Origin of the sequence: Comamonas terrigena NBRC 13299, from assembly GCF_006740045.1 — a bacterium.
Taxonomy (GTDB): domain Bacteria; phylum Pseudomonadota; class Gammaproteobacteria; order Burkholderiales; family Burkholderiaceae_C; genus Comamonas; species Comamonas terrigena.
In genome coordinates this window covers 2,309,592-2,332,716 of record NZ_AP019749.1, presented here as the reverse complement: position 1 = coordinate 2,332,716, position 23,125 = coordinate 2,309,592, and the positions used below count along the sequence as shown (strand labels likewise).

The 23,125-nt window shown below is 63.2% G+C and carries 18 protein-coding genes; 10 read left to right on the top strand and 8 right to left on the bottom strand.

Going from position 1 to position 23,125, the window contains the following annotated elements:
- Positions 1-136: 136 nt before the first annotated feature.
- The 7 genes from CT3_RS10565 to CT3_RS10535 form a co-directional block, all read right to left on the bottom strand.
- Complete coding sequence (locus CT3_RS10565; protein WP_066531891.1) at positions 137-967, bottom strand: ABC transporter ATP-binding protein; 831 nt, start codon at positions 965-967, stop codon at positions 137-139.
- Complete coding sequence (ntrB, locus tag CT3_RS10560; RefSeq protein ID WP_066531888.1) at positions 964-1,929, bottom strand: nitrate ABC transporter permease; 966 nt, start codon at positions 1,927-1,929, stop codon at positions 964-966. The genes CT3_RS10565 and ntrB overlap by 4 nt, the downstream gene beginning before the upstream one ends.
- A gap of 39 nt (positions 1,930-1,968) precedes the next feature.
- Entirely contained in the window at positions 1,969-3,207 is a 1,239-nt protein-coding gene (locus CT3_RS10555; RefSeq protein WP_066531886.1) for a CmpA/NrtA family ABC transporter substrate-binding protein, read from the bottom strand.
- Between the two features lie 435 nt (positions 3,208-3,642).
- The gene (locus tag CT3_RS10550; RefSeq protein ID WP_066531877.1) at positions 3,643-4,929 is read right to left on the bottom strand and encodes a nitrate regulatory protein; all 1,287 of its coding nucleotides are present in this window, start codon (positions 4,927-4,929) and stop codon (positions 3,643-3,645) included.
- 235 nt (positions 4,930-5,164) lie between these two features.
- Positions 5,165-7,396 carry an NADP-dependent isocitrate dehydrogenase gene (locus CT3_RS10545; RefSeq protein WP_066531876.1) on the bottom strand — a complete coding sequence of 744 codons (2,232 nt, stop codon included), beginning with the start codon at positions 7,394-7,396 and terminating at the stop codon, positions 5,165-5,167.
- A gap of 266 nt (positions 7,397-7,662) precedes the next feature.
- Positions 7,663-7,998, bottom strand: a complete 336-nt coding sequence (locus tag CT3_RS10540; protein WP_083520171.1) for a hypothetical protein — start codon at positions 7,996-7,998, stop codon at positions 7,663-7,665.
- A gap of 186 nt (positions 7,999-8,184) precedes the next feature.
- Positions 8,185-8,850 carry a gamma-glutamylcyclotransferase gene (locus tag CT3_RS10535; RefSeq protein WP_066531874.1) on the bottom strand — a complete coding sequence of 222 codons (666 nt, stop codon included), beginning with the start codon at positions 8,848-8,850 and terminating at the stop codon, positions 8,185-8,187.
- A 198-nt stretch (positions 8,851-9,048) separates the two neighbouring features.
- On the opposite strand from CT3_RS10535, the gene CT3_RS10530 reads away from it, so the two are divergent.
- The 4 genes from CT3_RS10530 (at position 9,049) to CT3_RS10515 (ending at position 15,065) form a co-directional block, all read left to right on the top strand.
- Complete coding sequence (locus tag CT3_RS10530) at positions 9,049-9,609, top strand: OmpA family protein (protein WP_066531872.1); 561 nt, start codon at positions 9,049-9,051, stop codon at positions 9,607-9,609.
- A gap of 286 nt (positions 9,610-9,895) precedes the next feature.
- Positions 9,896-10,693, top strand: coding sequence for a translesion DNA synthesis-associated protein ImuA (imuA, locus tag CT3_RS10525; RefSeq protein WP_066531870.1), 798 nt, complete (start codon positions 9,896-9,898; stop codon positions 10,691-10,693).
- Positions 10,638-11,942, top strand: coding sequence for a Y-family DNA polymerase (locus tag CT3_RS10520; protein WP_066531861.1), 1,305 nt, complete (start codon positions 10,638-10,640; stop codon positions 11,940-11,942). The genes imuA and CT3_RS10520 overlap by 56 nt, the downstream gene beginning before the upstream one ends.
- Before the next feature lie 6 nt (positions 11,943-11,948).
- The gene (locus tag CT3_RS10515) at positions 11,949-15,065 is read left to right on the top strand and encodes an error-prone DNA polymerase (RefSeq protein ID WP_066531859.1); all 3,117 of its coding nucleotides are present in this window, start codon (positions 11,949-11,951) and stop codon (positions 15,063-15,065) included.
- Between the two features lie 389 nt (positions 15,066-15,454).
- Here the strand turns inward: CT3_RS10515 and CT3_RS10510 are convergent, their stop codons facing one another.
- Positions 15,455-15,886, bottom strand: coding sequence for a carboxymuconolactone decarboxylase family protein (locus tag CT3_RS10510; RefSeq protein WP_066531857.1), 432 nt, complete (start codon positions 15,884-15,886; stop codon positions 15,455-15,457).
- 780 nt (positions 15,887-16,666) lie between these two features.
- On the opposite strand from CT3_RS10510, the gene aceA reads away from it, so the two are divergent.
- From aceA to pheS, 6 genes are all read left to right on the top strand, one after another.
- Entirely contained in the window at positions 16,667-17,998 is a 1,332-nt protein-coding gene (gene aceA / locus CT3_RS10505; RefSeq protein ID WP_066531856.1) for an isocitrate lyase, read from the top strand.
- A gap of 375 nt (positions 17,999-18,373) precedes the next feature.
- Positions 18,374-20,293, top strand: coding sequence for a threonine--tRNA ligase (thrS, locus tag CT3_RS10500; protein WP_066531855.1), 1,920 nt, complete (start codon positions 18,374-18,376; stop codon positions 20,291-20,293).
- 77 nt (positions 20,294-20,370) lie between these two features.
- Positions 20,371-20,991, top strand: a complete 621-nt coding sequence (gene infC / locus CT3_RS10495) for a translation initiation factor IF-3 (protein ID WP_083520170.1) — start codon at positions 20,371-20,373, stop codon at positions 20,989-20,991.
- A 187-nt stretch (positions 20,992-21,178) separates the two neighbouring features.
- On the top strand, positions 21,179-21,382 hold the full coding sequence (gene rpmI / locus CT3_RS10490; protein ID WP_066531848.1) for a 50S ribosomal protein L35: 204 nt from the start codon (positions 21,179-21,181) through the stop codon (positions 21,380-21,382).
- A 26-nt stretch (positions 21,383-21,408) separates the two neighbouring features.
- On the top strand, positions 21,409-21,768 hold the full coding sequence (gene rplT, locus CT3_RS10485) for a 50S ribosomal protein L20 (RefSeq protein WP_066531841.1): 360 nt from the start codon (positions 21,409-21,411) through the stop codon (positions 21,766-21,768).
- Between the two features lie 182 nt (positions 21,769-21,950).
- Positions 21,951-23,003: a phenylalanine--tRNA ligase subunit alpha gene (pheS, locus tag CT3_RS10480; protein ID WP_066531832.1), complete on the top strand. Its 1,053-nt coding sequence runs from the start codon at positions 21,951-21,953 to the stop codon at positions 23,001-23,003.
- Positions 23,004-23,125 lie beyond the last annotated feature (122 nt).

Sequence of the window (23,125 nt, the reverse complement as noted above, 5' to 3'; positions counted from 1 at the left end):
GCTCCAGGAACTTGCCCGGGAGCGGGTGCTTCACCCGGTATTGCAACGCACCGTGGTGGTGCGTTCGTGGTGTGTTCAGCGCGTGCCGTGGCCCACCGCAGTGCACGCCTGCGGTGCCCGGCGTCTGTGGACGGGGTCAAGCCGCTTTTTCTACATGGCCCTGGCGGGTGTAGAGAAAATCGATCACCGCCTTGCGGCAGCGCTGGTAGTCCCGGTCTTCGGCCAGTGCCACGCGGTTGCGCGGGCGCGCCAGCGGCACCTGCAGCACCTCGCCAATGGTGGCGGCGGGACCGTTGGTGAGCATCACGATCTGGTCGGAGAGCAGCACGGCTTCGTCCACATCATGGGTAACCATGACCACGGTGCTCCGGGTGCGTGCCACGATCTCCAGCAACTCGTCCTGCAGCTTGGCACGGGTGAGGGCGTCCAGTGCACCAAAAGGCTCGTCCATCAGCAGCACCTGGGGCTCCATGGACAGTGCCCGGGCAATGCCCACGCGCTGCTTCATGCCGCCGGAGATTTCGCCCGGCCGCTTGTGCGCTGCATGGCTCAGCCCCACCAGTTCCAGGGCAGCCGCAGTGCGGGCCTGGAGCTGGGCCTTGGTTTCCTTTTTGCCGAACACGCGCTCGACGGCCAGATGGACGTTGGCATGGCAGGTCAGCCAGGGCAGCAGGGAATGGTTTTGGAACACCACGGCGCGCTCGGGGCCCGGGCCTTTGATTTCCTTGTTGGCGCATAGCAGATTGCCGGCGGTGGGGGTGGTCAGCCCGGCAATCAGGTTCAGCAGGGTGGATTTGCCGCAGCCCGAGTGGCCGATCAGGCTCACGAACTCGCCCCTGGCAATGTTCAGGTTGATGTCGCGCAGTGCAGGGAATAGCCCTTTGGTCGTGGTGAAGGTCTGCTCCACACCCTGGATCTGGATGAACTTGGTGGAGAGCGACGGGTTGTGCAAGGTCGGATGGTTCATGCTTTCACCTCTTCAAACGTAAAGGCCGAAGCCAGTTTCACCAGTGCCCATTCCAGCAGCAGGCCCACGATGCCGATCACAAAGATGGCGATGATGATGTTCTTGACGTTCAGGTTGTTCCACTCGTCCCAGACCCAGAAGCCGATGCCCACGCCGCCGGTCAGCATCTCGGCGGCCACGATGACCAGCCAGGCCGTGCCCACGGCCAGGCGCACACCGGTCAGCAGATAGGGGAGCACCGAGGGGAAGAGGATGGTGGTGGCGATTTTCCATTCGCTCAGGTTCAGCACGCGGGCCACGTTCATATAGTCCTGGGGCACGCGCTGCACGCCCACCGCGGTGTTGATGACCATGGGCCAGATGGAGCAGATGAAGATGGTCCAGATGGCGGCGGGGTTGGCGCCCTTGAACACCAGCAGGCCAATCGGCAGCCAGGCCAGCGGCGAGACCGGGCGCAGCAGGCTGATCAGCGGGTTGCACATGCGGGACAGAAAGCGGAAGCGACCGATCACAAATCCCAGCGGAATTCCCACCAGCGCGGCCAGCCCGAAGCCCAGGCCCACGCGCTGCAGCGAGGCCAGCACGTTCCAGCCCACTCCCTGGTCGTTGGGGCCGTTGCGGTAGAACGGGTCACTGAACACCTCGACGGCCTGCTGCCAGGTGTCCAGCGGCCCTGGAATGGCCTGACCGGTGCTGCCTGACACCAGCGACCACAGGCCCACCAGCAGTGCCAGTCCCATGATGGGGGGCAGCACGGTCTGTGCCAGTGCCGCCAGCAGCTGGCGCAGGCGTGAAGGGGCCGTCGGCATGGGGCCAGTGGTGGGTGCATGGGCGCTGGCAGCGGTGCTGCTGTGTGCCGTGGCAGGGGCGCTGTGGGTGGCGTCGTTGGCGGCCGCGGCGGCGATGGCGCCCTGGGGCGGGGCTGCATCACCGCGCGGGGAATGAAAGATGGCACTGACCATGGTGCTTCTCCTGAAAAATCAATGAAGGGCGGTAGTGGCTCAGGCCTTGACCTTGAAGCTGTCGGCGTACTTGGTGGGGTCCTTGCCGTCCCACACCACGCCGTCGATCAGCTTGCTACTGCGCATGGTGTCCTTGGGCACGTTCACCTTCAGCTGTGCCGCGGCCTGGCTGTACAGGTCGGTGCGGTTGATCTGCTTGGCCACTGCCAGGTAGTCGGGGTGGCTCTTGAGCAGGCCCCAGCGCTTGTGCTGGGTCAGGAACCACATGCCGTCGCTCAGGTAGGGGTAGTTCACCGCGCCATCGGCAAAGAACTTCATGTGGTTCGGGTCGTCCCAGGTCTTGCCCAGACCGTTCTGGTAACGGCCCAGGATGCGCTGGTTGATGGCGTCCACGCTGGTGTTCACATAGGCTTTGCCGGCAATGGTCTCGGCCATCTTCAGCTTGTTCTGCAGGCTGGCGTCGATCCACCGGCCGGCTTCCAGAATGGCCATCATCACGGCGCGCGCCGTGTTGGGGTTTTTCTGTGCGAATTCGGCTGTGGTGCCCAGCACTTTTTCGGGGTGGCCCTGCCAGATGTCCTGCGTGGTGACGGCGGTGATGCCGATGTTGTCCATGATGGCGCGGTGGCCCCAGGGTTCGCCCACGCAGAAGCCATCCATATTGCCAATGCGCATATTGGCCACCATTTGCGGCGGTGGCACGGTGATGACCTTGGCGTCCTTGAGCGGGTCGATCCCGGCCGATGCCAACCAGTAATAGAGCCACATGGCATGGGTGCCGGTGGGGAAGGTCTGGGCAAAGGTGTATTCGCGCTTGTCGCTGGCCATGAGCTTGGCCAGGCTGGCGGCATCCACTGCGCCTTTGTCCGCCAGTTTCTTGGACAGGGTGATGGCCTGGCCGTTTTGGTTGAGCGTCATCAGCACGGCCATTTCCTTCTTGGGCCCGCTCACACCCAGGTGCAGCCCGTAGACCAGGCCGTAGAGGACATGGGCGAAGTCGAGCTCGCCGTTGACCAGCTTGTCACGCACGCCGGCCCAGCTGGCTTCCTTGGTGGGAATGATCTTGACGCCGTACTTCTGGTCCAGCCCCAGCACCGAGGCCATGACCACGCTGGCGCAATCCGTCAGCGGGATGAAGCCGATCTTCACTTCCTTTTTCTCCGGGGCGTCCGATCCGGCGGCCCATACGCCACCATGTCCCAACTGGGTGTACAGGGCGGCACCTGCGGCGATGCCGCCAGCCTGGCGCAGAAACTGGCGGCGGCTGCCCGCTTCCATGGGGTCTGCCGGGGTGGATGGGGGAGTGCAAGCGGTATCCGGGGTGTGCTGTGCCATGGTTCGGCTCCTTCCAGTGCGTGGGGCGAATGCTTTTTCAACGGAACGACGGATCCCACCACAGGGCTGTTTCCAGCGCTGCAAAGCACAACGGCGTCCCGATCCGTCTGCGGTGCGCAGGGGATGGGGACGCCGTTGTCCTGTGTGTGGGGGCTGATTCCAGACCGCCGTTGGCCGGGATTCACCGCCAAGGAATGCAGAAACCGTGCCAGCTTGCCAGCGGCGGGTTTCCCCAGGGAAGCACCGCCTATGGAGCGCGGTGATGCGCTTTGCAGTGCGCATATCGGTGGATGGCAGCGCGGTTTTGGTGCGCTGCAGCAGGGGTGCCGGCGCCAGTGCTGCTGTGTGTTGGTGCGTTTCGGATGGTGTGCGGGAAGGTCAGCCCTGCGCCGGCGGCAGCAGATCGGCCATGGCCAGCACGGCCTCGGCCACATCGATCAGGCGGCGGTTCTGGTTCATCGCGGTCTGGCGCAGCAGCTTGTGTGCTTCGCTCTCGCTGAGCTGGCGGTGCGCCATCAGCAGACCCTTGGCGCGCTCCAGCGTCTTGCGTTCGGTCAGGGCGGAGCGCACGGTTTCCAGTTCGGCTTGCATGGCCCGCAGCCGTTGGGATTGCTCCTGGACCAGGCTCAGCACCGACTGGCCCAGCTGCGGTGCCAGGCTGTTGCCCAGTTGCAGCGTGGTTTCGGGGGCTGGTGCATGGAAGAAATCGGGCAGGCCGTCGGGCGCTGCGGGGGCAGGGGCGTCACCCGCACCGGCGCTGCGCTGCAACAGTGCCCGTGGCTCTGGCGCCTGTCGGGCCGCCTGCAGCTGGGCGGTGCAGCGTTGCTGCAGCTCGTCAGCCAGCTGCACCTCGATGGCATACAAGGCATCCATGCGGGCGGTGCAGGCTTCAAACCAGGGTGTGCTCAGCTCGGCATCCAGGGCCTGACCGGTGGCGGCGGTGCAGCCCATGCGGCGCATGCGCTCGATCACCAGCAACTCGGGGTTGTGGTGCTGGGTCTTTTCCCACAGCGCCAATGGCGTGGCGGGTGCGCAATCGGCAAACACCTGAAAGCAGCGCTCCTGCGCGTCGATCAGATGCAGCCAGTGCTGCTGGCGTGCGGCCTGGCTGCGGCCGCTGCCAAAGGCAGCGGCCCCGGTGGCTCGCTCCTGGCCGGCCAGCTCCTTGCCTTGCATGAAGTGGAACATGGCCACCAGCAGGCGGGAAATGCCTGGCTCGGTGGCGCTGTCGGCCGCCTCGAAGACCACGGCCAGCAGGCCAGCGATCAGGCGGATATAGGCCGCTGTGGCGGCATCGGGTGTCAGCGCCAGCGCGCTGACCTGCTGGCGCAGCGCGGGCAAGGCGTCCAGCCCCTGCAACACATAGGCGATATGGTTGAACAGCCGCGCACCGTGACCGCCCTGGAAGGCATTCAGATCGAGTTGCGCCAGTGCCTGGTGCAGCTGTGCCGTGCAGCGGTCCGCTGTCTGGACCTGCGCCAGCCGAACGCTGGTGCCGCGCTGCCCACCACTGGCCAGCACGATGTTGGACAGGCCGCGCTCGGCCTGCAGCGCATGGATCAGCGCACCCAGTTGGCGCACCAGGGTGCTGGTGTGCAGCAGTTGCTCCAGCTCGCCCATTTCACAGCGGCGGACGGCAATCAGGTAATGCAGGGCAGAAGTCATGGTGGGGCATGCGGAGCTTTACCGTGCAGGCAGCAAGTTCTGTGCCTCATGGTGGTGCATGTGCATGGCGCATGCATTCGCGTCACAAGAGAGTCCTGACGATGGCCGCACTGTACGCAGGCCAGGCCGGTGCGATAACCCGGACATAAAAAAACCGGCCGCCCCGCAAAGGGACGGCCGGTTTTTGGTAGCCGTCGCCACCGCCCCTTCACAGAGGCAGGGCACAGACCTGGCTTTAGGCCAGCTTGCCGACGATGGCGTTCAGCGTGGCGCTGGGGCGCATGGCGGTGCCGGTCTTGGCTTCATCGGGACGGTAGTAGCCGTCGATGTCCGAAGGCTTGCCTTGCACGGCGTTCAGCTCTTCGACGATCTTGGCTTCATTGGTCACCATGGCTTCGGCCACGGGCTTGAACACGGCTTGCAGCTCGGCGTCCTTGCCTTGCTTGGCCAGTTCCTGGGCCCAGAACGAGGCCAGATAGAAGTGGCTGCCGCGGTTGTCGATGCCGGCACCAGGCTTGCGCGTGGGGCTCTTGTTTTCGTCCAGGAAGCGGCCGGTGGCAGCGTCCAGGGCGTCGGCCAGCACTTGGGCCTTGGGGTTCTTGGCAAAGCCGGCCAGATGCTCCAGCGAAGCAGCCAGGGCCATGAATTCGCCCAGCGAATCCCAGCGCAGGAAGCCTTCTTCCACAAACTGCTGCACGTGCTTGGGGGCAGAGCCGCCGGCACCTGTTTCGAACAGGCCGCCGCCGTTCATCAGGGGCACGATGGAGAGCATCTTAGCCGAGGTGCCCAGTTCCAGAATGGGGAACAGGTCGGTCAGGTAGTCACGCAGCACGTTTCCGGTGACGGAGATGGTGTCCTGGCCCTTGCGGATGCGGTCCAGCGAGAACTGGGTAGCCTTGACGGGCGACATGATCTGGATGTCCAGGCCGGACAGGTCATGGTCCTTCAGGTAGGTGGTGACCTTCTTGATCAGCTGTGCGTCGTGGGCGCGGTTTTCGTCCAGCCAGAACACGGCGGGCATGCCGGAGGCACGGGCGCGGCTGACGGCCAGCTTGACCCAGTCGCGGATGGGTGCGTCCTTTGCCTGGCACATGCGGAAGATGTCACCGGCTTCGACAGCTTGTTCCAGCAGCACGGCGCCGGCTTCGTCCACCACGCGCACGGTGCCGGCTTCGGCGATTTCAAAGGTCTTGTCGTGGCTGCCGTACTCTTCGGCGGCTTGTGCCATCAGGCCCACGTTGGGCACGGTGCCCATGGTGACGGGGTCCAGCGCGCCGTGCTTCTTGCAGTCGTCAATGACGGTCTGGTAGACGCCAGCGTAGCAGCGGTCAGGGATGACGGCCTTGGCGGCCTGCAGCTTGCCTTCGGCGTTCCACATACCGCCGGAGTCGCGGATCATGGCGGGCATGGAGGCGTCAACGATCACGTCGGAAGGCACGTGCAGGCAGGTGATGCCCTTGTCGCTGTTGACCATGGCCAGAGCGGGGCGGTCGGCGGCCAGGGCCTTCAGGTCTGCTTCGATTTCCGCGCGCTTGGCTTCGGGCAGCTTGTCCAGGCGGGCGTACAGGTCGCCGATGCCGTTGTTGGCGTTGAAGCCGATCTCGGCCAGTGCAGCGGCGTGCTTGTCCAGCACGGGGCCGTAGTAGGCGTAGACCACGTGGCCGAAGATGATGGGGTCGGAGACCTTCATCATGGTGGCCTTCAGGTGGGCGGAGAACAGCACGCCCTGGTCCTTGGCGTCTTGCACTTGTGCGGCCAGGAAGCTGCGCAGGGCCTTCTTGCTGATGACGGAGGCGTCGATCACTTCACCGGCCAGCACCTTGGTGGTGGCCTTGAGGACATTGGTGGCACCGGCGGCGGTGGCCAGTTCGATGCGCACATTGCCAGCGTTGGCCACGACGGTGGACTTTTCGCTGCCGTAGAAGTCGCCAGCATCCATGTGGGACACGTGGGCCTTGTTGTCGGCCGTCCAGGCGCCCATCTTGTGGGGGTGCTTGCGGGCGTAGTTCTTGACCGACAGCGGTGCGCGGCGGTCGGAGTTGCCTTCACGCAGCACGGGATTCACGGCCGAGCCCTTGACCTTGTCGTAGCGGGCCTTGGCGTCTTTTTCCACGTCGTTGGCGGGCACATCAGGATAGTCGGGCAGGGCGTAGCCCTTGCCTTGCAGTTCCTTGATGGCAGCCTTGAGCTGGGGAATGGAGGCCGAGATGTTCGGCAGCTTGATGATGTTGGCTTCGGGCTTCTTGGCCAGTTCGCCCAGTTCGGCCAGGTCGTTGGCGATGCGTTGCTCGGGCTTGAGCAGCTCGGGGAACAGGGCCAGGATACGGCCGGACAGCGAGATGTCGCGGGTTTCGACGTCAATGCCAGCGGAGCGCGTGAACGCCTGCACGATGGGCAGCAACGAATACGTTGCCAGCATCGGTGCTTCATCAGTCAGTGTGTAGATGATCTTGGAGGATGAAGACATGTTGTGGTCTGTTGTCTAGGGTTCAAAAACCGCGCCTGCGCGCGTGGCGTATTGGCACCGGGCGGGTAGGCCCGGCTCGCTATCTGTGTAGCGCACCACAAGAGCGGGCCTGCGATCGCAATCCCAACTCTTGTATAAGACTTGAGTTTAGCATCAGCTTCCACACTACGGAACGGTGTTTTATGCTGCGATGCACAAGCTGTAACTTCGCCACCGGCCGGCCACGGCATGCCGCCCTGCGGACCGCCCGATTTCATGCCCCTGAATCAGGGGTTTTCCCCATATTGGGTTTTGAAGTCGAATTCCAGCTTTTCGCATTCGGATTGCTGGGTGAAATGCACGGGCTTGCCTTCTTTGGGCGGCTTCTGCACTTCCTTCCAGCACAGGCGGATGGTTTCGCGCGCGACCCAGCGGTCTTCGGTTTCGGGGGTATTGAACAGATAACCCATGGCCATCAGGATGGCAAAGAAGGCCACCGGCAGGCCGATGAGCCAGCGCACCAGGCGTGGCTTGCGCACGGGCGTGTCGGCCCCTGCCGTTGCGGCGTGGTCCGGGGTGGTGTCGGCTGCGCCGTCGGGAGCGGAAGTAGGGGTGTCAGACATGCTGCGGATTATCGGCCGCAGGCCGGGCGCTGTCCGATGGGATGTCCCGGGGTTTGATGCGCATCAAGATGGTGCGACCGTCGCCGCGGTGCCCGGGCCTGCACTGACCACGGTGTGGGCTGCGGGTTGTCAGGGTGCTGAGCGCTACAGCGCCCTCCATGCCTGCCATGGGACAACCGTGGGCGTTCAGCGCCCCCGGGGCTGGTGCCCTGTGCGGGCCTGCGGCGGGGCCGGGGGCTGGCGGTCTTCCCAGGCCTTGCCCCAGTGCAGCACCTGTTCCAGCGCCCGGTCGCGGATGCCCATGGCCTGCAGACCGTCGTAGGTGGCGAGGGCATAGTCGCGCGTGGTGCCGTAGATGCCGGCGGATTCGGCAAAGATGCGCTGGTACTGCTCGGGGGGCAGCGTGCCGCAGTAGCTGGGGCTGTGCCGCGACAGGGTGAAGGCCAGGGCGCGCACCGGGCCTTCGGGCGTGCTGCACTGCAACCAGCGTGGGTCGTAGGTGGCCAGCGGCATCTCGCGCTGCCACAGCGCATGCAGGGTCTCATGCCCCTGCCGGGCGGGAATGCGGAACGCTGCGCCCTGGCAACTGCCTCCGGGCAGCATGGCAAACACCAGTCCGGGGCGTTCGGGCGTGCCGCGGTTGATGCGGCTCCACATCTTCAGCGCGCGGTGCCAGCCGTGCACCTTGGCATCGCGCCGCTCGGCAAAGTCAAATTCGGGCCGCCAGATCAGGCTGCCGTAGCCGAATACCCACAAATCCTGTTCACCCCCCCATTGCTGCAGCGTTTGCTCCAAAAAAGTGCGTGGATCACGGCCTGGTGCGGCGGGCAGAAGAGTAGGGACTTCGGACATGGCTGTGATGCTAGAGCAAAACCCATGGGATGGGCACGACGCGGCTACAGGCGCACTACATATGCAGGCGGCACTCCCTCTAGAATGGGCCCCCGCAAGCGGGCCCGCGTAGCGGCGGCAGGCTGGACAGGCTCCGCCATGCCCCGCATTCGGGCTGCAAGAACGCACGATCACACACAACATCCTCTGGAGAATTTCATGGCCTTCAATACATCGGACGACGACAGCCAACAGCGCTTTGCCCTCGGCATCATTTTTGCCCTGGTGCTTCTGGTGGTCGGCACCGTCGTCGGCGCGGTGGTGTACCGCTCGGTCGCCGGAGCCAAGGGCGCGCCTACTGCGGCGGCTCCGGCCGTGGTGGACTCTGCAGTGGCCAGCCAAAGCACCCCGCCTGCCCTGGCAGCGGGTGCCGTGCAGCAAGGTGATGGCGCCTACATCCGCGTGGAAGAAGGCGTGGTCAAGTTCTACTTCGCCACCGGCAGCGCCGAGCTGGCCGCTGGTGCCGACGAAGCCCTGGCCGATGTGGTGCGCATTGCCGCCCAGCGCGGCAAGAAGCTGGCGGTGTCCGGCTACCACGACGCCACCGGCAACGCCGCAGTGAACGCCGAGCTGGCCAAGCGCCGCGCCCAGGCCGTGCAGCAGTCCATCATTGCCCAGGGCGTGGTCGCCGGCAATGTGGAGCTGCGCAAGCCCGAAGTGACCCAGGCCGACGGCAGCAACGACGAAGCCCGCCGCGTGGAAGTGGTGATCATCGAGTAAGCCTCTGTCGCTTCAGCAAGGGGCAGCCCCTTGCTTTGCAGCCATCAGGCCGTGCATTGCACGGCCTTTTTCATGGACGGGTGTGCGGCCGCGAAGGAACCAATGCCCCCGAGAACACATCAGGTTTGGGCAATCTGACGTTGCCATCCGTGCCGGTACGGCCGGTTGGGGCAGGACAGACTGCTTCGGAAAGCGAAGCAGTACCAAGTTCTTTCAATGTCCCCTCAACGCCCCCTTCAGCGCGCAGGCAAACTTCAATATACTGTATGTATAAACAGTATTTGCCATGACCTACGCCAACCACGCCCGCCTTTCGCTGGCTCCCGGCCTTGACCGGGGGAAGCTGCCTGCGCATATTGCACACGCGCTGTGGTGTGGAAACGAGGTCAGCACCTGCGCCAGCCGGACGGTGCCCACAGGCTACGAAGCCCTGGACAAGGCCCTGCCAGGGCAGGGCTGGCCCACAGCGAGCCTGTGCGAGCTGCTGCAGCCGCAAGCGGCGGTGTCTGAATGGCGGCTTCTGGGGCCCGCCTTGCCAGGGTTGCTGGCCGACAAGGCGGCGCGTATCTATCTGGTCGCACCGCCCCAGATTCCCCATGCGATGGGATTGGCCCAGCTGGGCCTGCCCCCCGAACAGTTGGTCTGGATTGACGCCAAGGGGGCGCAGGAGCGTCTGTGGGTCACCGAACAGCTGCTGAAGTCCGAACCTGCCGGTGCGGTCATTGCCTGGCTGCCCCAGGCCCGCCCGGAGCAGATCCGCCGCCTGCAAGTTCATTCCATCCATTGCGATGCCCCGGTGTTCCTGGTCCGCCCGGAGACGGCCATGTCCGAAGCCTCGGCAGCTCCGCTGCGGGTGTCGCTGGCCCTGGGTACAGGCTGGGACCTGGATGTGTGCATCCGAAAGCGACGAGGGGCGGTGTGTCCCGAGGTGCTGCACCTGAAGGCGATCCCTGGCAACTTGAATTCCGTGATCACCCCCCGCATGCGCGAACTTCAGGCGCCAGGGGGGCTGCAGAAGGAGGTGCTGCATGCATTGGGCCGCTCTGATTCCCATACCGCTTCCGGACACCACCTCACCCATTGACTCTGTGCAGCTTGCCGTCTGGGCCCTCCAGTTCACGCCGCGCGTGGCGTTGTTCGAGGAGGCGGTGCTGATCGAAGTGGAAGCCAGTTTGCGTTTGTTTGGGGGTGTAAAAAGCTTGCACGCCCTGGTGGAAGAGGGTGCCTGGGATCTCGGTGCCCGTGTGGCCTGGGCTCCCACCGGCATGGCTGCTCTGGCCTTTGCGCGGCAGAAAGGTGTCGACGGATTTTCCGCGCCTTTGGAACGGCTGCTGGATCGGCTGTTGCTGGAATGCATCACCGCTGTGAAGCGCCACCAACCGACATTGGCGCGGGTCGGGTGCCGGACCTTGGGCCAGGTGCGTGCCCTGCCGCGCGCAGGCATTGCGCGCCGGTTCGACAAGGTCCTGTTGGAAGCCATGGACCAGGCCTATGGTCTGCGCCCTGAAACCTACGAGTGGGTGAAGGCTCCGGATGCTTTCCATGCGCGCCTTGAGCTGATGTCCCGGGTGGAACTGGCGCCGGCCATGCTGTTCGGGGCGCGGCGTCTGCTTGTGCAGATGGCGGGTTGGCTGAAGGCCCGCCAACTGGGCGCGACCGCCTTCACGCTGCGCTGGTGCCACGATGTCATGCGCGCACGGGATGTCGGCAGCAGCGGAGAGCTGACCATTCGCACGGCAGAACCGACACAGAATGTCGACCACTTCTCGCGCCTGCTGTCCGAGCATCTGGCCCGGGTTGCGCTTCTGGCGCCGGTGGGAGACCTGGAGCTGCTGGCCACCGAGGTGGAGCCCATGGTGGAAGACAGCCGGTCCCTGATTCCGGAGTTGGCGGGCAAGGGCTCCTCCATCAAGCTGGCTCTGGAGCGCATTCAGGCCCGGCTGGGCAACGATGCCGTGCGCCGGCCCGTGCTCTCTGCGGACCACAGGCCCGAATGGATGCAGCAGTGGCTATCGGCTGGGCAGCACCGCCCCAGCAAACCGGAGTTGGTGTGCGAGCTGCCGCAGCCGACCTGGATGCTGGGCACACCTGTGCGTCTCGTCGAACGCGCCAACAGGCCCATCTACCAGGGCGCCCTGCAGCTGCTGCTGGGCCCGGACCGTGTGGAAGGCGGCTGGTGGCACCGTGACCAGGTGGGCAGCGGGGAGGTGCCGTTGAATGTGCAGCGCGACTACTGGCTTGCGCGCAGCGAGCATGCGGGCCTGCTGTGGATTTTTCAGGCCCGCCTGGCTGGCGATGAAACCGCCTGGTTTCTGCATGGGCACTACGCCTGAGGCGCGATGCAACACCTTCTTCCCGCGTACGCCGAGCTGCGCTGCATCTCCAATTTCACCTTTCTGCGGGGGGCCAGCCGCCCGGAGGAGCTGGTGGAGCGTGCCAAGGCGCTGGGCTACAGTGCCTTGGCCATCACCGACGAATGTTCCTTGGCGGGCATTGTGCGCGCCCATGTGGCCGCCAGGCAGCAGGGCCTGACCTTGCTGCTGGGCGCCCAGTTCTGCATCCAGCCACGCGATGCCGGCGAAGCACCTTTCACTTTGGTGGTACTGGCCCAGAATCTGAACGGCTACGGCAATCTGTGCCAGTTCATCACCAAGCTGCGGCGCGCTTCGGACAAAGGCACTTACCACCTGGACTTGGGCTGCATCACCGGCCAGGAGCTGCAGGACTGTCTGGTGCTGCTGTGCCCGGAGCGCAAGGCCACCGATGCGCAGCTGGAGGCCATGGGCCGCTGGACGCTGACCCACTTCACGGGCCGCTGCTGGATCGGCGTGGATCTGGTACGGCGCCTGGACGATGAGCTGTGGTTGTACCGCATGCGCGCGCTGTCGGCGCTGACCGCCGTGCCCCTGGTGGCCGTGGGCGACGTGCACATGCATGTGCGCTCGCGCAAACCGCTGCAGGACGTGCTGACTGCCACCCGCATGGGCAAGCCACTGACCGAATGCGGCTACGCCCTGCAGCGCAGCGCCGAGCGCCACCTGCGCAGCCGCCTGCGCCTGGCCCAGACCTTTCCTGCGGAGCTGCTGGCCCAGACCCTGGCCGTGGTGGCGCGCTGCAGCTTCAGCCTGGACGAACTCCAGTACCAGTACCCCGATGAGGTGGTGCCTGCAGGGCACACGGCGGCCAGCTACCTGCGCCAGGCAAGCTATGACGGCGCGCACCGGCGCTGGCCTGCGGGCATCCCCGAGAAAGTCCAACGCCAGATCGCGTACGAGCTGGATCTGATCTGCGAGCTGAAGTACGAGCAGTACTTTCTGACCGTCTACGACATTGTGGTCTTCGCGCGCTCGCGCGGCATTTTGTGCCAGGGCCGCGGTTCCGCTGCCAACAGCGCGGTGTGTTACTGCCTGGGCGTGACCGAGGTGGACCCGGACCGCACTGCCGTGCTGTTCGAGCGCTTTATCTCCAAGGAGCGCAACGAGCCCCCAGACATTGACATCGACTTCGAGCACCAGCGCCGCGAAGAGGTGATCCAGTACCTCTATGCGAAGTACGGCCGCGACCGCGCGGCTCTGGCTGCGGCCGTGATCTCCTACCGGCCGCGCTCGGCCATCCGGGATGTGGGCAAGGCCCTGGGCTTCGACCTCGCTGTGGTGGACGCCATCGCCAAGGGGCAGCAGTGGTTCGATGGGCGCAGCATCCGGCAGGAGCGTTTTGCAGAGCTGGGGCTGGATGCGGGCTCCCTGGCCGTGCAGCAGCTGACCACACTGACCGAGCAGTTGATCGGGTTCCCCCGCCACCTGTCCCAGCACACCGGCGGTTTTGTGCTCACGCGCGGCCTGCTGTGCCGCATGGTGCCTGTGGAGAACGCGTCCATGGACGACCGCACGGTCATCGAGTGGGACAAGGACGATCTGGACGCGGCAGGGCTGCTCAAAGTGGACGTGCTGGCCCTGGGCATGCTGTCGGCGATCCGCCGCGCCCTGGACTTCATCGGTCAGCGCCGAGGCTGCGCGTTCACGATGCAGGACATCCCGCCGGAGGATCCGGCCACCTACGACATGATCTGCCGCGCCGACACCATCGGTGTGTTCCAGATCGAGAGCAGGGCGCAGATGTCCATGCTGCCCCGGTTGCGCCCGCGCAAGTTCTACGACCTGGTGGTGGAAGTGGCGCTGGTGCGGCCGGGCCCCATCCAGGGCGGCATGGTCCACCCCTATCTGCGCCGGCGCCAGGGCAAGGACCCGGTGGTCTACCCGAGCGAGGCCTTGAAACAGGCACTGGGCCGTACGCTGGGGGTGCCGGTGTTCCAGGAACAGGTCATGCAGATCGCCATGCTGGCCGCCGGTTTCACCCCCGGCGAGGCTGATGGCCTGCGCCGGGCCATGGCGGCCTGGAAGCGCAAAGGGGGGCTGGAGAAGTACTACGACAGGATCGTGCAAGGGATGACCACGCGCGGTTACGAACGCGACTTTGCCGAATCCATCTTCGAGCAGATCAAGGGCTTCTCGGAATACGGCTTCCCGGAAAGTCACGCGGCCAGCTTTGCTCTGCTGGTCTATGCGTCCAGCTGGATCAAGCGCCACGAGCCTGCGGTCTTCCTGGCGGCGATTCTCAACAGCCAGCCGATGGGGTTTTATTCCGCCAGCCAATTGACGCAGGATGCGCGCCGCCACGGGGTCGAAGTACGGCCCGTGGATGTGATGCACAGCGATGTGGACTGCACGCTGGAAGAGACCGGCAAGCTGCAGCCGGCAGTCCGGCTGGGCCTGCGCATGGTCTCGGGCCTGGGCCGCAGCAGTGCCCGGCGCATCGAGGAGAACCGCCGCCAGGCTCCTTTCGGCAGCGCCGAAGCACTGGCCCGGCGCACGCGCCTGGATCAGCAGGAGATGAAGTCCCTGGCCGCAGCAGGGGCCCTGGCCAGCTTGTCGGGACACCGCCGCCAGCAGGTCTGGGAGGCCGCGGCCCTGAACGCCGCGCCTGAGCTGCTGGAAGAAGCTCGCTTCGATGAAGCCTTGCTGGCGCTGCCTGAAGCGCCCGAGGGTGAAGAAGTGGTCTGGGACTATGCCTCCACGGGCCTCACGCTGCGCAGCCATCCCATGCGGCTGCTGCGCCCCAAGCTCGACCGCTGGAAGGTCAAAACCTCGCAGGAGCTGCGCCGTCTATCCAACGGCCAGCGGGTTCGGACTGCCGGCATTGTGACTTTGCGGCAGCAGCCGGGGACCGCCAACGGGACCGTCTTTGTGTCGCTGGAGGACGAGCATGGCTGCACCCAGGTCATCGTCTGGCGCGACGTGCGCGACGCGTATCGGCAGGTGCTGGTGGGCTCACGCCTGCTGGCGGTGGAGGGTACATGGCAGCGCCAGGGACCGGTGTGCAATCTGATCGCCGAGCGCATGGCCGACTTGTCGCATTTGCTCGGCCGGCTGGCCACCGAGAGCCGGGATTTCAAATAAGGGAGGCCCCATGCACCCATATCGCCTGTTTGGCTGGGAAAAGGTTCAGGTCCCGATCCCTGGTCAGGTCACCCAACCCGCAAGCCTGAACCAGGGTGAAAAGCCGGAGTAGGTCACCTTCGTCCAGGCCTTGTCGTTGGAAAACGGTCCATTAAAGGCCAAGTACAAGACCTAATCCGCACGGCGCAGGGGCACGAATTTGGGTGGCAGCCGCCATGGGCCGCAACGATGCGGCCCACCGTGTGGAGAGGGCCATCGCCGCGCAAGCCACTTTCGCTTGTGCTGGAGAGCGAACCGTGCATTGCACGGCCTATTCCGTGCCGGTCGGCGTGGACCGGGGTTGGGCTCCCGCAGCACACCCATGGACAAGAAGGTACGTTGACTAGTTGCTACTGGCGCATGCCGATGGCCAGGCGGTTGAAGGCGCTCATCAGCGCAATCGCAAAGCTCAGGTCGGAAATTTCGGTATCGCTGAAGTGTGGCTGCAGCGATGCAAAGTCGGTGTCCGGTGCGTGGGTATGGGCCACATCGACCAGGGATTCCGTCCAGCCCAGTGCCGCGCGTTCCCGGGCATCGAACTGGGCGCTGACCCGCCAGCCGGCCAGGCTGTCGAGCTTGGCCTGTGCCATGCCTCCGGCGCGCAAGGCCTTGGCATGCATCTCCAGGCAGAAGGCACAGCCATTGATTTGGGACACGCGCAGATAGACCAGCTCGATCAAAGGCTTGCCCAGGCTGCTGTGGTCCAGTGCGGACTTGGTGGCCAGCAGACCCTGGTAGGCAGCAGGCGAGAGGGTGGAATAGGGCAGACGCAAAGTGCTCATGGAAGATGCTCCGAAAAAGAACCGTCAGGCGGCAAGATAAGAGGACTCTTGGCAATCTCCAGAATCTGCTGGATCTCTGGCGCCAAGATGGCATTTGCAGCTCCCACAAGAGGAGCCTTCAAGGAAATACGAAGCGATTGCGCACGGGGTGCAGGAGGGCACATCACGGCTCGTCTTCGCGGAGAAGCTCCGGTAGAGCTGCCATCACGGATGGGATAGACCGCTGTCCCGGCCTTCAGCCCGGTGAGGGGCGGACAGGCGCTGCGGTGGAGCAGTAGCGCACGCTGCCTCTGCAGGCGCGGCGGAAAGCCTCGCTCGCGGGCGACAGGGACATGCTTGCCATCCTGAAGTGCGTACATGCACGGAACTGTACATGAATACAGTATTTTGTTAAAACGGCCATCTGCAGACATGGGACTGCAGGGGATATGCCGGTGCAGAGCAGCTTGCGGGAAGCCCTGAGGTGGCGCCTGTCAACCGCCTCTATCGAGGTACTTCTTTCCTGTCCGGCGTGATCATTTCCTGGCGGGGATGTTGCATTGCAGAAAAGCGTTTCCGTAATGTGGAAAATAATGCTTGTTGCTTCGCAGCATTTTTTCTCAATATGAGAAAAAACATTTCACATACAGAAATATAAAAATAAGTATTTGATTTTTAAGGAATATTTTTTCGTCTTATATAAGATAGAAGTGATTGTTGGGAGCCGTCGCTTTGCCTACAGTTGTCTCCAAGGCCGCACACCACGGCAAACCAGTTTCACTACCTTTCAAGGAGATCACGATGACCAAAGCGCTGAACACCCAACTGAGCCGCGAACAGCAAATCGCCGCCCTGGAAAAAGACTGGGCCACCAACCCCCGCTGGAAGGGCGTCAAGCGCGGTTACTCCGCGGCTGACGTGGTGCGCCTGCGTGGCAGCCTGCAGCCCGAGTACACCCTGGCCCAGCGTGGCGCCGAAGTGCTGTGGGAGAAGATCAACGGCAGCTCCAAGAAGGGCTACGTGAACGCTTTCGGCGCCATCTCTGCCGGCCAGGCCATGCAGCAAGCCAAGGCCGGTCTGGAAGCCGTGTACCTGTCGGGTTGGCAAGTCGCTGCCGACGGCAACACGTCCGAAACCATGTACCCCGACCAGTCGCTGTACGCCTATGACTCGGTGCCCACCATGGTGCGCCGCATCAACAACACCTTCAAGCGCGCTGACGAAATCCAGTGGGGCAAGGGTGTGAATCCCGGCGACAAGGAGTTCATCGACTACTTCCTGCCCATCGTGGCCGATGCGGAAGCCGGTTTCGGCGGCGTGCTGAACGCTTTCGAGCTGATGAAGAACATGATCCAGGCCGGCGCTGCTGGCGTGCACTTTGAAGACCAGCTGGCAGCCGTGAAGAAGTGCGGCCACATGGGCGGCAAGGTGCTGGTGCCCACCCGTGAAGCCTGCGAAAAGCTGATTTCCGCCCGCTTTGCTGCGGACGTGATGGGCGTGCCCACCATCGTGCTGGCCCGTACCGACGCCGAGGCAGCCAACCTGATCACCAGCAACCACGACGCCAACGATCAGCCTTTCCTGACCGGCGAGCGCACCCAGGAAGGCTTCTACCGTGTCAAGAACGGCCTGGAGCAATCCATCAGCCGCGGCGTGGCCTACGCTCCCTACGCCGATCTGGTGTGGTGCGAAACCGGCGTGCCCGACATCGGCTTTGCCCGTGAATTCGCACAGGCCGTGCACGCAGCCTGCCCCGGCAAGCTGCTGAGCTACAACTGCTCGCCTTCGTTCAACTGGAAGAAGAACCTCAACGACAGCCAGATCGCGTCCTTCCAGGAAGACCTGTCTGCACTGGGCTACAAGTTCCAGTTCATCACCCTGGCCGGCATCCACAGCAACTGGTACAACACCTTCAAGTTTGCCCACGCCTATGCACGCGGCGAAGGCATGAAGCACTACGTGGAAATGGTGCAGGAACCCGAATTCGCGGCACGCGAACTGGGCTACACCTTTGTGTCGCACCAGCAGGAAGTGGGCGCGGGTTACTTCGATGACGTGACCACCGTGATCCAGGGCGGCTCTTCCAGCGTGAAGGCCCTGACCGGTTCCACCGAAGAAGAGCAGTTCCACTGATCTGCACGGCTCTGCTGGACCACTGACATGGCACAGTAGAACGGACGGAAGCTTGTTGTCTGGGGCCTGTGCGGCAGCCTAAAAACCGTCGCCAGGACACCCATTTCGGCCCGAAGCGCTGCTGCTTCGGGCTTTTTTGTGCATACGGCGTTAAAATGGTTGCCAGTATCCATTTACAAGAGCGAGAAAGGCAGTCTGGTTATGACACCGCGAACGAGTACCTTGCAAAGGTTGTGCAGCCGTTGAGGCTGCGAGTTCGCGCCTGCCCGGAGTCTTTTCTCCCTCTTATCCAAAGCGCGGACCTGTTCCGCGCTTTTTGCTTTTCAAAGCACTGGCCGCGGCCCCGTATCCCACATTAGGTTTCCAAGGATTTCCATGCTGAAAATTACGCTTCCCGACGGTTCGCAACGTGAATTCGACGGCCCGGTCACCGTCATGCAGGTGGCCCAGTCCATCGGCGCCGGTCTGGCCAAGAACACGGTGGCCGGCCGCGTCAACGGCCGTCTGGTCGACGCCTGCGATCTGATCAGCGAAGACGCCAAGCTGCAGATCATCACGCCCAAGGACGACGAAGGCGTGGAGATCATTCGCCACTCCACCGCCCACTTGGTCGGTCACGCCGTCAAGCAGCTGTATCCCACGGCCAAGATGGTGATCGGTCCGGTGATCGAGGAGGGCTTTTACTACGACATCTCCTACGAGCGCCCGTTCACGCCCGAAGACATGGCCGCCATCGAAGCTCGCATGAAGGAGCTGATTGCGCAGGACTACGACGTCGTCAAGAAGATGACTCCGCGCGCCGAAGTCATCAAGGTGTTCCAGGAACGCGGCGAAGACTACAAGCTGCGCCTGGTCGAAGACATGCCCAATGAAACCGCCATGGGCCTGTACTACCACCAGGAATATGTCGACATGTGCCGTGGCCCCCACGTGCCCAATACCCGCTTCCTGAAGGTCTTCAAGCTGACCAAGCTGGCTGGCGCCTACTGGCGCGGCGACGCCAAGAACGAGCAGCTGCAGCGCGTGTATGGCACGGCCTGGGCGGACAAGAAGGATCTGCAGGCCTACATCACCCGCATCGAAGAAGCCGAGAAGCGCGACCACCGTCGCCTGGGTCGCGAGCTGGACCTGTTCCACATCGACGAATGCTCGCCCGGCACCGTGTTCTGGCACCCCAAGGGCTGGCGCGTGTGGCAGGAGGTGGAGCAGTACATGCGCCGCGTCTACCGTGAAAACGGCTACGAAGAAGTGAAGGCCCCCCAGATTCTGGACAAGACCCTGTGGGAAAAAACCGGTCACTGGGACAAGTACCGCGACAACATGTTCATCACGGAGTCGGAAAAGCGCGACTACGCGCTGAAGCCCATGAACTGCCCGGGCCATATCCTGATCTTCAAGCAAGGCATCAAGAGCTACCGCGACCTGCCGCTGCGCTACGGTGAATTCGGTCAGTGCCACCGCAACGAACCCACGGGCGGTCTGCACGGCATCATGCGCGTGCGCGGCTTCACCCAGGACGATGGCCACATCTTCTGTACCGAAGACCAGATCCAGAAGGAAGTGCTTGACTTCACGCAGCTGCTGCAAAAGGTCTACGCCGACTTCGGTTTCACCGACATCATCTACAAGGTCGCAACCCGTCCGGAAGCGCGGATTGGCTCGGACGAAGTCTGGGACAAGGCGGAAAAAGCGCTGTTCGACTCGCTCAAGGCTTCGGGTTGCGAGTATCAGATCGCGGTGGGCGACGGCGCCTTCTACGGCCCCAAGATCGAATACACACTCAAGGATGCCCTGGGTCGCCAGTGGCAGTGCGGCACCATCCAGGTGGACTTCTCCATGCCCGTGCGTCTGGATGCCGAGTACGTGGGTGAAGATGGCAACCGTCACCGCCCCGTGATGCTGCACCGTGCAATCGTCGGTTCGCTGGAGCGTTTCATCGGCATTTTGATCGAACAATTCGCCGGTGCGCTGCCGGTTTGGCTGGCGCCCGTGGAAGTGGCCGTGCTCAACATCACCGACTCCCAGGCCGACTACGTGCAAGACGTTGTGGCAAAGCTGCAAAAAGCATTGCCGAATCAAAGTCTTAAGATTGTGTCTGACCTGCGCAATGAAAAGATCACGTATAAAATACGCGAGCATTCGTTGCAAAAGCTGCCTTACATCCTTGTCGCCGGCGACAAGGAGAAGGCCGCAGGAACTGTCGCAGTGCGCGCCCGGGGCAATAAGGACCTGGGTGTGATGTCCGTCGACGCCTTCATTGAACTGTTGGCCAACGACATCGCTTCCAAAGCCTGATTGAGCATCAATTTGTGCTTTGGACTGCGTCAATTGCGCGCAAGCAGCTACGCTTTTCGTAGCGTTTTGAAATTAGGGTGAAAGCCATAGCTACTGAATTTCGTGATCGTCGCCACCGCGAGGAACGCAAACACCGTCTCAACCGTGAAATCCAGGCGCCTGAAGTGCGTCTGTCCGGTCCTGATAACGAACCCATCGGGGTTGTGAGCCTGGCGGAAGCGCTGCGCATGGCTGGCGACTTGGACGTGGATCTGGTGGAGATTGCCTCCACTGCGAACCCGCCTGTCTGCCGCCTGGTGGACTACGGTAAGTTCAAGTACCAAGAGCAAAAGCGCGCGGCCGAGGCCAAGGCGAAGCAAACCGTCATCGAAATCAAGGAAGTCAAATTCCGTCCTGGTACCGATGATGGCGACTACAACATCAAGTTGCGCAATATCCGCCGCTTCCTGGCCGAGGGCGACAAGTGCAAGATCACGCTGCGTTTCCGCGGTCGTGAAATCACGCACCAGCAACTGGGTCTGGATCTGCTGAACCGTCTGCGTGACGATCTGGCCGACACCATCCAGGTGGAGCAGTTCCCCAAGCTGGAAGGCCGCCAGATGATCATGATGATCGCTCCGGCGCGCAACAAAAAGCCCGCTCCAGTGGCCAAGCCCGCTGCAGCACCGGCAGAAGAAGCAGGCAAGACTGCCGCCTGATTCATAGGCATTTGCCGCGAATCGGGTTAGAATATGCGATTGGCGTTTTCGGGCGCCAATCGCATCGTGCTTTCTCAGGGAGGCACGGCCCCAGTCACATGGGGCAAACAAGTGTCTCGGTGTGCCTACAAGTGCCGCGTATTGGTTGCGCAGCCGCCTCACGAGCACAAATAACAGGAGCATTCACATGCCCAAAATGAAAACCAAGAGCAGCGCGAAGAAGCGTTTTCGCGTTCGTCCCGGTGGTACCGTCAAGCGCGGTCAAGCCTTCAAGCGTCACATCTTGACCAAGAAGACCACGAAGAATAAGCGCCACCTGCGTGGCATTACCTCCGTGCATGAAGGCGACATGGGCTCCATCGCAAAGATGTTGCCTGGCGCTGGTCTGTAATTCACTGACGAACTAGGAGAAAATACATGCCTCGCGTCAAACGTGGTGTAACGGCCCGTGCCCGTCACAAAAAAGTTCTGACCCTTGCTAAGGGTTTCCGCGGCCGCCGCGGTAATGTCTTCCGCGTCGCCAAGCAGGCGGTGATGAAGGCCGGTCAATACGCTTACCGTGACCGTCGTAACAAGAAGCGCGTGTTCCGTCAGCTGTGGATCGCCCGTATCAACGCCGCTGCACGTGAACTGGGTCTGACCTACAGCCAATTCGCCAACGGCCTGAAGAAGGCTGCCATCGAAATCGACCGCAAGATGCTGGCCGATATCGCTGTGCACGACAAGGCTGCTTTCAGCGCCATCGTGAACCAAGTCAAGGCCAAGCTGGCTGCTTGAGATCACGGTCAGTAGTTGCTACTCACGTAGTAGCTACTGATGCACAAACAGCAAGGGCTAGGGCTTGAAAAGGCACTAGCCCTTGTTTTTTTATCGCCGGGCTTTGGCATGTGGCGCGCTCCGTGGGAGCGGTGCGGCAGGGCAGGGCTTGCAGGTTTTTCAAACGTCGATAAAGAGTCGATATGAACGAGTTGGATTCTCTGGTCGAGAGCGCGCAGCAGCTGTTTGCGCAGGCCCATACCCCCGCTGATCTGGAAAACGCCAAGGCGCAGTTTCTGGGCAAGTCGGGCAAGATGACCGAGCTCATGAAGGGCATGGCGCAGCTTTCCGTCGAAGAGAAAAAATCGCGCGGCGCTGCCATCAACGTGGCCAAGCAGGCGATCGAAGCGGCCCTGACCGCGCGCCGCAAGGCCCTGGCCGATGCCGAGCTGGAAGCACACCTGAAGGCCGAAGTGCTGGATGTGACCTTGCCCGGCCGCCGCCGTGGCGCAGGAGGGCTGCACCCTGTCTCCATCACCCTGGAGCGCATCGAGGGCATTTTTGGCTCCATGGGCTTTGATGTGGCCCAGGGCCCCGAGATCGAATCCGACTGGTTCAATTTCACGGCGCTGAACACGCCTGAAGACCACCCCGCGCGCTCCATGCATGACACCTTCTATGTGGAAGGCGGCACGCAACACGCACCCAACTTGCTGCGCACGCACACCAGCCCCATGCAGGTGCGCCATGCCGTGCAGCATGTTAAGAAATACCGCAATCAGCTGGATGCCGGCCAGACCATGCCCGAGATCCGCGTGATTGCCCCCGGCCGCACCTACCGTGTGGACTCGGACGCCACCCACTCGCCCATGTTCCACCAGTGCGAAGGCCTGTGGATTGGCGAGAACGTGAGCTTCAAGGACCTGAAGGTCGTGTTCACGGACTTCTGCAAGACCTTCTTTGAGCAGGATGATCTGGTGCTGCGTTTCCGCCCCAGCTTCTTCCCATTCACCGAGCCTTCGGCTGAAATCGACATCCAGTTCCAGAGCGGCCCGCTGGCCGGTAAATGGCTGGAAGTGGCGGGCTCCGGCCAGGTGCACCCCAACGTGGTGCGCAACATGGGCCTGGATCCCGAAAAGCACATCGGCTTTGCCTTTGGCATGGGCCCCGACCGCCTGACCATGCTGCGTTACGGCGTGAACGACCTGCGCCTGTTCTTCGACGGCGACATCCGTTTCCTGTCGCAGTTTCAGTAATTGAAGAAGCGGGCTGCCAGCGCTGTGGTTGCAGGCACTTCAGATGGTTTTGCCGAAGTCCTTGTGAATCCCGCGCCGCAGCTTCTTTTGAAAGTACGCATGCCCAGCCAGCTGCAGACCGC

Bases quoted from the DNA above. Each gene is read 5' to 3' on its own strand.
- CT3_RS10565 (WP_066531891.1), bottom strand. From the start codon at position 967: ATGAACCATCCGACCTTGCACAACCCGTCGCTCTCCACCAAGTTCATC.
- ntrB (WP_066531888.1), bottom strand. From the start codon at position 1,929: ATGGTCAGTGCCATCTTTCATTCCCCGCGCGGTGATGCAGCCCCGCCC.
- CT3_RS10555 (WP_066531886.1), bottom strand. From the start codon at position 3,207: ATGGAAGCGGGCAGCCGCCGCCAGTTTCTGCGCCAGGCTGGCGGCATC.
- CT3_RS10550 (WP_066531877.1), bottom strand. From the start codon at position 4,929: ATGACTTCTGCCCTGCATTACCTGATTGCCGTCCGCCGCTGTGAAATG.
- CT3_RS10545 (WP_066531876.1), bottom strand. From the start codon at position 7,396: ATGTCTTCATCCTCCAAGATCATCTACACACTGACTGATGAAGCACCG.
- CT3_RS10540 (WP_083520171.1), bottom strand. From the start codon at position 7,998: ATGTCTGACACCCCTACTTCCGCTCCCGACGGCGCAGCCGACACCACC.
- CT3_RS10535 (WP_066531874.1), bottom strand. From the start codon at position 8,850: ATGTCCGAAGTCCCTACTCTTCTGCCCGCCGCACCAGGCCGTGATCCA.
- CT3_RS10530 (WP_066531872.1), top strand. From the start codon at position 9,049: ATGGCCTTCAATACATCGGACGACGACAGCCAACAGCGCTTTGCCCTC.
- imuA (WP_066531870.1), top strand. From the start codon at position 9,896: ATGACCTACGCCAACCACGCCCGCCTTTCGCTGGCTCCCGGCCTTGAC.
- CT3_RS10520 (WP_066531861.1), top strand. From the start codon at position 10,638: ATGCATTGGGCCGCTCTGATTCCCATACCGCTTCCGGACACCACCTCA.
- CT3_RS10515 (WP_066531859.1), top strand. From the start codon at position 11,949: ATGCAACACCTTCTTCCCGCGTACGCCGAGCTGCGCTGCATCTCCAAT.
- CT3_RS10510 (WP_066531857.1), bottom strand. From the start codon at position 15,886: ATGAGCACTTTGCGTCTGCCCTATTCCACCCTCTCGCCTGCTGCCTAC.
- aceA (WP_066531856.1), top strand. From the start codon at position 16,667: ATGACCAAAGCGCTGAACACCCAACTGAGCCGCGAACAGCAAATCGCC.
- thrS (WP_066531855.1), top strand. From the start codon at position 18,374: ATGCTGAAAATTACGCTTCCCGACGGTTCGCAACGTGAATTCGACGGC.
- rpmI (WP_066531848.1), top strand. From the start codon at position 21,179: ATGCCCAAAATGAAAACCAAGAGCAGCGCGAAGAAGCGTTTTCGCGTT.
- rplT (WP_066531841.1), top strand. From the start codon at position 21,409: ATGCCTCGCGTCAAACGTGGTGTAACGGCCCGTGCCCGTCACAAAAAA.
- pheS (WP_066531832.1), top strand. From the start codon at position 21,951: ATGAACGAGTTGGATTCTCTGGTCGAGAGCGCGCAGCAGCTGTTTGCG.